Source organism: Glycomyces salinus, from assembly GCF_016428645.1.
GTDB classification, from domain to species: Bacteria; Actinomycetota; Actinomycetes; order Mycobacteriales; family Micromonosporaceae; genus Glycomyces; species Glycomyces salinus.
Genome location: NZ_JAELXW010000085.1, coordinates 1 through 10,957, shown reverse-complemented (window position 1 = coordinate 10,957; position 10,957 = coordinate 1). Strand labels below are relative to the sequence as shown.

Sequence of the window (10,957 nt, the reverse complement as noted above, 5' to 3'; positions counted from 1 at the left end):
TGGGCCTGCCGCTGATCACCCACACCTACGAGGAGTGGCAGCAGCTCGACGCCCCGCCGTTCCAGGCCGCGATCGATTCCGGCGTGGACACCATCATGTCCGCCCACATCCAGTTCCCGGCCCTGGACGACTCGCTCAAGCCCGCCACGCTGTCCGAGCCGATCCTCACCGGCCTGCTGCGCGACGAGCTCGGATACGACGGCGTCGTCGTCACCGACTCGCTCGGCATGGAAGGCGTTCGGACCGAGTACGGCGACGACCGCGTGCCGGTCATGGCCCTCCAGGCCGGGGCCGACCTGCTGCTCATGCCCCCGGACCTCGACCTGGCCTACAACGCCGTGCTCGAAGCCGTCGAGACCGGGGAGATCTCCATGCGGCGCCTCAACCAGTCCGTGACCCGGGTCCTCGAGCTCAAATACGACCTCGGCCTGTTCGGCGACCCGTACGCCGACCCCGACCGGCTGTGGGACACCGTCGGCACCCCCGAGCACCTCGAAGCCGCCCAGGACATCAGCGACGGCACCACCACGCTTGTCACCAACGACGGCACGCTCCCGGCGAGCGGGACCGGCGACGCGCTCGTCGCCGGCTGGGGCGTCACCACCACCGGCACCCTCGCGGGAGCCATGGAGGAGCGCGACTGGACCACCGAGAACGTCGTCACCGGCGCCGGTCCGGGCCAGGCCGAGATCGACGCCGCGGTCGCCGCTGCCGAAGGCAAGGACCTGGTCGTGGTCACCACCAACGGCGCCGCCACCGACCCCGCTCAGGCCGACCTGGTCGCCGCGCTGCACGAGACCGGCGTCCCGGTCGTGGCCGTGGCGGTCCGCAATCCCTACGACATCGCCTACTACCTCGACGACGCGGACGCCTACCTGGCCACCTACTCCTACGGAGCCGGCGGCCTCGAATCGGCGGTCCGGGCGATCCTCGGCGAGAGCGAACCGACCGGCCGCCTGCCGGTCGACATCCCCGCCGCCGACGACCCCGACACCGCGCTGTTCGAGATCGGACACGGATTGGGGTACGAATGAGCGCCAACATCAACCGACGCAGACTCTTCGGCGGCACCGCGGCGGTGCTCGGCGGGGCCGCGCTATCGGGCTCGGCCGCCACCGGCGCCGCCGCCTGGCCGGGACGGCCGGGCCGCCGCGTCAAGACCGGCGTCGAAGTCCTGGCCAGGGACGACTTCGCCGAGCTGTCCGGACAGGCGGTCGGGGTCATCTCCAACCCGACCGGCGTCCTGCCCGACCTCGGCCACGAGGTCGACCTCATGCACTCCTCCGGCGCGGTCGACATCGTCGCGGTCTTCGGCCCCGAGCACGGATTCCGCGGCACCTCGCAGGCCGGGGAGGGCGAGGACTACTTCCTCGATCCCAAGACCGGCATCCCGGTCTACAACGCCTACAACAACAAAGACCGCATGGCCGAGCTGCTGGACGAGGCGGGCGTGGAGACGATCGCCTTCGACATCCAGGACGTCGGCTCCCGGTTCTACACCTACATCTGGACGATGTACCTGGCCATGGAGGCCGCCGCCGACCTCGGCCTGCGCTTCGTGGTCCTCGACCGGCCCAACCCGATCTCGGGCCGGGCCGCCTCGGGGCCGGTGCTGCACCCCGAGCACGCCACCTTCGTGGGCCTCAAGCCGATCGCCCAGCGCCACGGCATGACCGTCGGGGAACTGGCGAAGCTGTTCAACGCCGAGTTCATCGACTCGCGCGTGGACCTGACCGTGATCGAGATGGACGGCTGGCACGGCGGCATGGGCTTCGAGGACACCGGGCTGCCGTGGGTGGCCCCGTCCCCGAACATGCCCACCGTCGACACCGCCGCGGTCTACCCGGGCACGTGCCTGTTCGAGGCCACGGCGCTGTCGGAGGGCCGCGGCACCACCCAGCCGTTCCACCTGCTCGGCGCGCCCGAGATCGACCACGGCTGGGAGCAGGCGCTCAACGCGGCCGAGCTGCCGGGAGCGCGGTTCCGCGAGGCCTACTTCAAGCCGACGTTCTCCAAGTGGTCGGGCCAGGTCTGCGGCGGCGTCGAGATCCAGGTGACCGACCGGGACGAGTTCGACCCGATCCGCACCGGCCTGGCCATGATCATCGAGCAGCGGCGGCACTTCGGGCAGTACGGCTGGCGCGACCAGGACGGGCCCGGCTCGTACTGGCTCGACAAGCTCACCGGGAACCAGGCGGTGCGCCTGGCCGTCGAGGACGGAGCGGAGATCGACGAGGTGACCTCGGTGTGGGCCGAGGACCTCGCAGAGTTCGCCGAGATCCGGGAACGGCACCTGATCTACCGCCGCCGGCGATGGTGAGGAGCGAGAATGAGACGCCGAACGATGATCGCCGGCGCGGCGGCCACGGCGGCCGCCGCGCTCGGCGGCGGCGCCCGCGCCGCCGCACAGGAGACGCCGATGCATGAGGACACCGGGCCGCCCGTGGCCGGACCGGACGACGTGGCCTTCCCGCCCCGCCCGCATCCGCTGCGGGACGGAGGGGCCGAGGAGGCCCGGCTGGTGGCCGAGCACGTGGCGCGGATCGCGCCCGAGACGGCCGCGCACCTGGAGGGCCCGGCCCCGTCGTTCCCCGGCTTCGTGGTGCTGGCCGCCCGCGACGGGGTCGTGGTCGAGCACCGCGCCGAGGGCCACCGGGTCCGCTACGCCTCCTGGGACGCCGAGAACGGCGCACCGGTCGAGCTGCCGCCCGAGCAGTGGGAGGAGGCCACTCTCGACACGATCTACGATCTGGCCTCGATCTCGAAGCTGTTCACCGCGACCGTGGCCGGGCGCTTCGCTCAGGACGGCCTGATCGACTTCGACGCTCCGGTGGTCGAGTACCTGCCCGCGTTCGGCTTCGAGGACCTGGCCAAGAACACGGTCACCGTGGGGCAGCTGCTGTCCCACACCGCCGGGCAGGTCGCGTGGATCAACCTGTACGACCAGCCGGACGACCAGTCCAGGATGGAGGCGATCTTCACCGAGCCGCTGCGCCGCGCGCCCGGCAGCGGCTACGAGTACTCCGATCTGAACCTCATCGTCCTGGGCAAGCTCCTCGAACGCGTCGGCGACGCGGGGCTGGACGAGCTGGTGGCCGAGTACGTCACCGGCCCCCTGGGCATGGGTGACACCGGGTACAGCCCGCCGGCGGACAAGCTCGGAAGGGTCGCGGCCACCGAGTACCAGCCGTGGACCGGCCGCGGCATGATCCGCGGCGAGGTCCACGACGAGAACGCCTGGGCCTTCGGCGGCGTCGCCGGGCACGCCGGAGTCTTCTCCACCGCCCGCGACCTGGCCGTGTTCGGGCAAACGATCCTCAACGGCGGCGCCTACGGACAGGCCCGCGTCCTGGAGGAGGAGACGGCGCGGCTGGTGTTCACCGACACCAACGCCCACCTCGGCTCCGGCGCCGCCCGCGGCCTGGGCTGGCAGCTCCACCAGCGCTGGTACATGGACGCGATGACCACGCCGGTCACCGCCGGACACACCGGGTACACCGGCACCTCGATCGTGCTAGACCCGCTGAACGGGACACTGCTGGTGCTGCTGGCCAACCGGGTCCACCCGACCCGGGAGTGGGGCACGGTCAGCTCCTACCGCCGGTCCGCGGCCCGGCCGCTCAGCCGGGCCGTGCCGGTCCGCCCCCGGACCGGGCGCGAGTCCTGGTATTCCGGGCAGGCCGACGGCATCACCGCCACCCTGACCGCCGACCTCGGCGAGACCGTCGACGGCGGCGAGGCCGACTTCGCGCTGTGGTACGACACCGAGTCCAGCGACATCGGCTCCTTCGAGGCCAGTGCCGACGGACACACCTGGGAACCGGTGCCGCTGCGGCTGCGCGCCGGAGAGCACCGGTGGGAGACCGTGGGCGGCTTCTCCGGCTACTCCGGACGGGGCTGGATCGACGCCGAGGCCGCACTGCCCGACGGCACGGGGATGGTGCGTTGGAGCTACGCCAGCGACCCCGCCTACCAGGGCCGCGGCGTCTACGTCGACAAGATCAGGGTCAGGCGGGGCTGGAAGACCGTCTTCAATGACGCCCGCCCGAGCGACCGCTCGCGCCTCGAACCCGACGGATGGACCTTGAGCGAGGACTGAGGAGGAGCGCGGACCCGACGGACGTCGGACCTCCGGTCTACGGTGGGGAGATGGTCGACCGCCGACAGATAATGCGATACCGCGCCCGGGCGCAGCAGATCTACCGGGACCGGGGCACGATCGCGGACACCGCGATCCTCGACTTCGGCGCCCAGGACACCGGGCCGGACGGCGGCGCCTGGGCGCTGGCCCTGCGCGGGGCCGACACCACTGGAGCCGGCCGCGACCTGGTGCTGCTGTGGACGATCCGCGGCGCGCCGCACCTGTACCGGCGCTCCGAGGCAGGGCAGGTCGCCGCCGCCGTCGCCCCCTGGTCCGACGCGGACGCCGCGAAGCGGATCTTCGACGCCTCCAAGCCGCTGCGGGCGGCCGGGATCGGGAGCCTGGCCGCCCTCGACGCCGTCGCCGAGCGGATGCGCGACCTCGTCACCGAGCCGACGCCCAAGGGCGAGGTGTCCGGACGCCTGGCCGAGGCGATGCCCGAGCCGTACCTGCGCTACTGCCGCGTCTGCGAGGCCACCCACCTGTACGAGCAGCCGTTCCGGCTCTCGGCGGTCCGGGCCGGGATCGAACTGGAGCCGGGCACCTCCCCGCCGGTCATGCGGCGCATCCCCGGATTCGAGGCGGCCGACGCGGTCGAGCCGCGGTTCGACCTGGTGCGCGACTACCTGCGCTTCCTCGGCCCGGCCACCCCGAAGCAGGCGGCCGAGTTCATCGACTCGCCGGTCAAGGAGGTCAAGGCGCACTGGCCCGAGGACGCGGTCGAGGTCGAGGCCGACGGGGAGCGGCGCTGGATCCTGGCCGGCGACCTCGACGCGCTGGAGGGCGCCGAGGCGACCGGCACCCGCCTGGTGGGCCCGTACGACCTGTTCATCCAGGGCCGGGACCGGGCCACGATCCTTCCCGACGCCTCGCGGCGCAAGGCGCTGTGGCCGGTGCTCGGCAGGCCGGGCGCGGTCGTGGTGGACGGGGAGGTCGCCGGGGTCTGGCGGCCCCGCAAGTCCGGCAAGCGGTTCAAGGTCGCCGTCGAACCGTGGCGGGAGCTGTCGGCGCCCGAGCGCGGGGCCGTCGAGGACCAGGCGGAGCGGCTGGCCTCGCACCGGGGCGCGGAGCTGACCGGCGTCGATTTCGCCTGAATCGCCCGAAAGTATTGACAGAGGTAAATCCATACTGCTAAAAAGATAGGAAGGTTAAGAGAGAGCGCTCTCTAGCATTTCCCCAACCTGCACAGTGTCGCTGGGGAGCGCTCTTGCCTCACCGCGACGAGAGGACGCGAACGTGAGCACACCCCCAGAGACCATCCCCACCCGGCGCCGCACCAAGGTCCGGATACTGGCCCTCACCGCCGTGGCCGCGGCCGCCGCGATCGGTTTGACGGCGCTCCCGTCCGCCAACGCCGAGCCCGAGGACGTCCAGGCGATGCAACTGGTCTGGAGCGACGAGTTCGACGGCCCCGCCGGGACCGCCCCGGACCCGGCCAAGTGGAAGTACGACATCGGCGGCGGAGGCTGGGGCAACAACGAGCACCAGTACTACACCAGCAGCACCGACAACGCCGCCCTCGACGGCGGCGGCAACCTGGCCATCACCGCCCGAGAGGGCAACCCGGCCGGCCACCAGTGCTGGTACGGGCCCTGCGAGTACACCTCGGCGCGGCTGCTGACCGCCGAGACCTTCACCCAGCAGTACGGCCGCTTCGAGGCCCGCATGCAGATCCCGCGCGGCCAGGGCATCTGGCCGGCGTTCTGGATGCTCGGCGACGACATCGGCCAGGTCGGCTGGCCGCAGAGCGGCGAGATCGACATCATGGAGAACATCGGCTCCGAGCCGAGCACCGTGCACGGCACCGTCCACGGCCCCGGCTACAGCGGCGCCGGAGGGATCGGCAACTCCTACACCCTCCCGGGCGGCGAGCAGTTCGCCGACGGCTTCCACACCTTCGCGGTCGACTGGGAACCGGGGTCGATCACCTGGTCGGTGGACGGCAACGTGTACTCGACGCTCACCCCGGACGACGTGGGCGGCAACGAGTGGGTCTTCGACCACCCGTTCTTCATGATCATGAACGTCGCGGTCGGCGGCAACTGGCCCGGATACCCGGATGGGAGCACGCAGTTCCCCCAGACGCTGCTGGTCGACTACGTGAGGGTCTACTCCGGTGACGGCGGCGGTTCCACCGGCGGCGAGATCACCGGCCTGGCCGGCAAGTGCGTCGACGTCCGGTCCTCCGGCACCGACGACGGCACGCCCGTGCAGCTCTACCACTGCAACGGCACCGGCGCCCAGCAGTGGACCTTCGAGAGCGACGGCACCGTCCGCGCCCTCGGCAAGTGCCTGGACGTCTCCGGCGGCGGCACCGCCGACGGGACGAAGGTGCAATTGTGGACATGCAACGGAACCGGTGCCCAGCAATGGGTCCTCAGCGGAGCCAACGACCTGGTCAACCCGCAGGCCGACAAGTGTCTGGACGTGCCCGAATCGAACTCGGCGGACGGCACGCAGCTCCAGATATGGACCTGCGCCGGCACCGAGAACCAGAAGTGGTATCGCTGACCTGCCGCTGACGTTCCCGGGCCGTGAGGCCCGGGAACGCGTCCACCCCCTAGCGGTGAGTGACGCGGTGCAGTATCGCCCGGCCCTGCTCGGGAAGCTCCGAGGCCGCCGATATCAGCGCGTCTCTGGCGTCCTCGAGCTGGTCGAGCGCCTTGGTGCGTATGCTGGCGGACTTCCGCCGGTCGTAGGCGATCTTGGCGCCGACGATCACGGCGGCGGCCGCGCCGGCCGCGACCGCGGCGACGATGACCGGGCGGCATTTGATGCCGCCGAGCAGTTCTCGTCCTCTTTCGACCAGAGCCGCTTCCGTCCGGTCGTCCGATTCGTCGTGCTCTCGGTCCAGTTCGTCTTCCAGGGAAGAGTCGGTCGGCTCGGACGGGGCTTCGGGGCCCGCGCTCGGAATTTCCTCGTTCGGTGCCATCGTCAGGGCCTTCCTCGTTGTGTCCGACTTCAAGCCGACCCTACCCCGCAGGTCTTACTCCGGCAATACGTTCGGTGCCGGTCTCGACGACCCCGGGGCCGTGTCCCTTCCCGCCAATTGTCATTGATCTATGTATATGTGCGATGATAGTCTGCATTGCCTGGACAACGTTGTCCATACTCGATCGCGGTGGCCCTCCCCGGCATCGCCCACCGCATGGCGGAAAGGGGCACCATGCCCGAACACGACAACAACGAGGACGAACGGATCGGCCTGGAGCGGCGGCCCCCGCCGCAGGGCTCGACCGCGTCGGGCGCCTCGGACGGTCCTGTGGCCGGGGAGCGAGCATGACCGAGCGCATGACGAGCCGCCGCGCGGTGTTGCGCGGAGCGGCAGGATCACTGATCGGCGTCTCGGCCGGACCGGTCCTCGCCCCCGGCGGGGCCCAAGCCGCCGAAACGGGTCCGGCGCCTCGAGCCGACCGGCGCGGCGGCAACGCCGGGTTCGCACATCCGGGTCTGCTGCACAGCGCTGCGGACCTGGAGCGGATGCGGCGAGCCGTCGCCGCAGAGGAAGCGCCGATCCGCCAGGGGTTCGAGGCCATGGCCGCGGACTGGCGCTCGGCGCACGACTACTCGATCCGCAACACCGGCCAGATCACCACGTGGGGTCGCGGACCGACCGATCACAAGAGCGAGGCCGAGCGTGATTCGGCCGCGGCCTATCAGAACGCGCTGATGTGGGCGATCACCGGCGATGTCCGGCACGCCGACAAGGCCCGGGACATCCTCGATGCCTGGTCGGCCTCATTGCGGGGCATCACCGGCGCCGACGGGCAGCTCGGCGCCGGGCTGCAGGGCTTCAAGTTCGTGAACGCCGCCGAACTGCTGCGGCACAGCGACTACGACGGCTGGAGCGAAGCCGGCATCGCCCGCTGCGAGCGGTCTTTCAATGACGTGTGGTACCCCTCGGTCTCGGGATACGCCCTGTTCGCCAACGGCAACTGGGACACCGCCGCGCTCCAGACGATCATGGCGATCGCCGTGTTCAGCGACGACCGCGCCATGTTCGAGGACGCGGTCCGCTACGCCGCGGGCGGGGCCGGAAACGGCACCGTCACCAACATCGTGGTCGACGATGCCGGTCAGGGCCAGGAGTCCGGGCGCAGCCAGTCCTATGCGCAGCTCGGGATCGGACTGCTGGCCGATGCGGCCGAGGTCGCGTGGAACCAGGGAGTGGACCTGTACGGTCTGGCCGGCGACCGCATTCTGGCAGGGTATGAGTACATCGCCCGGTACAACCTCGGCGGCGAGGTGCCGTTCGAGACCGATCTGGACCGGACCGGCAAGTACCTCAAGACCGAGATCTCGGACGACAACTTCGGCCGGTTCCGACCCGTCCAGGAGATGGCCTACGGCCACTACGCAGGCCGGCGGGGCCTGGCCGCGCCGGACCTGGAGCGGGCGATCTTCCGCGACGGCGGCGAGCGGCACATCGAGGGCTACAACGACGACTACCCGTCATGGGGGACGCTCACCTTCGCTCGCCCGCCGGCAGAGCCGACCGCTCCCCCGGCGCCTCCGGCCGCGCCCGCCGGGCTCGCCTCGGAGAGTTCGGACGCGGGGGTCACGGTGAGCTGGGTCGCCTCGATCGAGGCGACCAGCGGGGCCGAAGCCGAGTCCTACACGGTCAGGCGCGCCGGTCGCGACGGCGATTTCGAGACCGTCGCGACCGGACTGACGTCCACGGTGTACACCGACGGCAAGACCAGACCCGGCCGGTACTACGTCTACACCGTCTCGGCCGTGAATGACGCGGGCGAGAGCCCCGATTCACCGGGCATCGCCGTCACCGCCGGACTGCCCGTCCCGTGGAAGGCCGACGACATCGGCGAGCCCCTGCCGGGCCGGACCGAGTTCGACGGGCGGCGGTTCGCGGTGACGGCGGGCGGCAGCGACATCGCGGGAGGAAGCGACCGGTTCCGATTCACGCACCTGCCGATGTGGGGCGACGGCTCGCTCACCGCTCGGATCGTCGGGCCGGTGAGCTCGCAGTACGCGAAGGTCGGGGTGATGATGCGCGAAAGCCTGGACGCGGATTCGGCGCATGCGGCGATGCTGGTCCAGGGCCTGCCGCTGCACGCCTGGAGCGGCGTATGGACAACCCGGGCGACGGCCGGTGCCGAGACCGTCGGCACCGGCGGCACTACCGTGCCTCCCACTCAGTTGGAGGCGATCACCGTGGGCGCCGGGTTCCCGATCGCCGCGCACGGTTCCCTGCCGGAGTCGGCGACGCCGCTGCCCGCACCATATGTGGAGGGCGCGAGCGACGGCTATCGCTGGCGTAGGCCCTACTGGGTGCGCATCGAACGCTCGGGGCGGACCTTCACCGGCTGGATCTCCCCGGACGGCCGGGACTGGACCGAAGTCGGCTCCTCGCAACTGGACCTCGGATACGACCTACGCGTGGGCCTGGCGGTGTGCTCGGTGATCGACGCGGGCGGGGGACCGGGCGAGACGACCACGGCCGCGTTCGACAACGTGAGCGCGCCGGGTTGCCGGTCGACCGACGCCCCGGACGCTGCGGTCGAGGGCCTGCGGGCCTGGGCGAGCGGCAGCGCTATCGAGCTGGCCTGGTCCGGCGCCGACGCGTCGGGACAGTACGCCGTCAAGCGCTCCAAGGGCAGAGGCCGCCCCCGCGAGACCATCGCCACCGGGGTCGAACCGGTGGGCTTCGGCGTCCGGGTCCGCTACACCGACGTGACCGGCGAACCCGGAACCAGGTACAGCTACGCTGTCTGCGCCGAGAACACAGCGGGCGAAGGCCCGCCGTCCGAGACGGCGACGGCGGTCATGCCGACCCCGCCCGCGCCCGAGGTCGAGTCCCGGGCCGAGGCGTACGCGAGCGAGGGCGTCCCGTTCGAGTACCTGATCCGCGCCTCCGCCGATCCGGTCGAGTTCACCGCCACCGGCCTGCCCGAGGGGCTGAGCCTCGACGCCGCGACCGGGATCGTCTCCGGGACCCCGGTCGAGACAGGGGAATTCGCCGTCGCGATCGGCGCGGCCAACGCGACCGGGAGCTCGTCCGCGACGCTGAACCTCACCGTCGGCGCTCCGCCGCCGGACCCGTGGAACTACCGCGACATCGGCGACCACGTGCTCGACGAGCGGCGACTCGGGGCCTTCGGGGTCGTCTCGATCCGCACCCCGGGCATCACCTCCTACGACGAGGAGACCGCATCGTTCACCGTCCGCGGCGCCGGCACGGACATCAACGTCATCAACCAGGGCATGACCGTCCACTTCGCCTCCGTTCCGTTGACCGGAGACGGCACCGTCATCGCCCGGGTGCAGCGACCGGAACTCGGCCGAGCGGGCTTGATCATGGCCAAGTCGCTCTCGCCGTTCGACCAAGTCGCCGGAACGATCCTCGACTCAGGCGGCCGAGCCCAGTTCTTCCGCCGCCCACGGGTCGCCTTCCGACCGACCACGACCGACGGCGACACCCCGGGGGACGGCCCGGTCTGGCTGCGGCTCGAACGCACCGGCACGGCATTCGGCGCCGCGGTCTCCGCCGACGGCCGGACCTGGACGGCGATCGGCGAACCCGACACCATAGATGACTTCGGCGACGCCCTCTACTACGCGGGGCTCGCCGTCGTCTCGGGCGACCCGGCGACACTCAGCACCGTCGCCTTCGACCACGTCTCTATCTCGCAGTAGATCCCGAACACCGGTCCCGGCGCGGCCCCGTGGCCGCGCCGGGACCGTGAACTGGTGTTCTGATATCGATCAACCGGCGATGGCGACCTGGGCCATCGGGTCCGCCTACTCGTGGCCGGGGGCGCGGTGGGACGCCTTCAGGGATCCGGCGTGGGCCACGGC

General features: G+C 71.3%; 8 protein-coding genes. 7 read left to right on the top strand and 1 reads right to left on the bottom strand.

Annotation, left to right across the window (positions count from 1 at the left end; genetic code table 11):
* The 5 genes from JFB92_RS19380 to JFB92_RS19360 all read left to right on the top strand — a co-directional run.
* On the top strand, positions 1-1,034 hold a 1,034-nt coding region (locus JFB92_RS19380), incomplete at its 5' end, for a glycoside hydrolase family 3 N-terminal domain-containing protein (protein WP_199042617.1).
* Positions 1,031-2,320 (top strand): exo-beta-N-acetylmuramidase NamZ family protein, encoded by a 1,290-nt coding sequence (locus JFB92_RS19375; RefSeq protein WP_199042615.1) that lies wholly within the window; start codon positions 1,031-1,033, stop codon positions 2,318-2,320. The genes JFB92_RS19380 and JFB92_RS19375, both read left to right, overlap by 4 nt.
* Before the next feature lie 9 nt (positions 2,321-2,329).
* A complete protein-coding gene (locus tag JFB92_RS19370; RefSeq protein WP_199042614.1) occupies positions 2,330-4,099 on the top strand; it encodes a serine hydrolase domain-containing protein in 1,770 nt (589 codons plus the stop codon).
* 50 nt (positions 4,100-4,149) lie between these two features.
* Positions 4,150-5,235: a winged helix DNA-binding domain-containing protein gene (locus tag JFB92_RS19365; protein ID WP_199042613.1), complete on the top strand. Its 1,086-nt coding sequence runs from the start codon at positions 4,150-4,152 to the stop codon at positions 5,233-5,235.
* A gap of 142 nt (positions 5,236-5,377) precedes the next feature.
* On the top strand, positions 5,378-6,652 hold the full coding sequence (locus tag JFB92_RS19360) for an RICIN domain-containing protein (protein ID WP_307789219.1): 1,275 nt from the start codon (positions 5,378-5,380) through the stop codon (positions 6,650-6,652).
* A 49-nt stretch (positions 6,653-6,701) separates the two neighbouring features.
* Here the strand turns inward: JFB92_RS19360 and JFB92_RS19355 are convergent, their stop codons facing one another.
* Complete coding sequence (locus tag JFB92_RS19355; protein ID WP_199042612.1) at positions 6,702-7,073, bottom strand: hypothetical protein; 372 nt, start codon at positions 7,071-7,073, stop codon at positions 6,702-6,704.
* A gap of 189 nt (positions 7,074-7,262) precedes the next feature.
* Between JFB92_RS19355 and JFB92_RS19350 the strand changes: the two genes are divergently transcribed.
* Together JFB92_RS19350 and JFB92_RS19345 are read left to right on the top strand one after the other, a co-directional pair.
* The gene (locus tag JFB92_RS19350; protein WP_199042611.1) at positions 7,263-7,424 is read left to right on the top strand and encodes a hypothetical protein; all 162 of its coding nucleotides are present in this window, start codon (positions 7,263-7,265) and stop codon (positions 7,422-7,424) included.
* Positions 7,421-10,795, top strand: a complete 3,375-nt coding sequence (locus JFB92_RS19345; protein WP_199042610.1) for an alginate lyase family protein — start codon at positions 7,421-7,423, stop codon at positions 10,793-10,795. Before JFB92_RS19350 ends, JFB92_RS19345 begins: the two co-directional genes overlap by 4 nt.
* Positions 10,796-10,957: the final 162 nt, after the last annotated feature.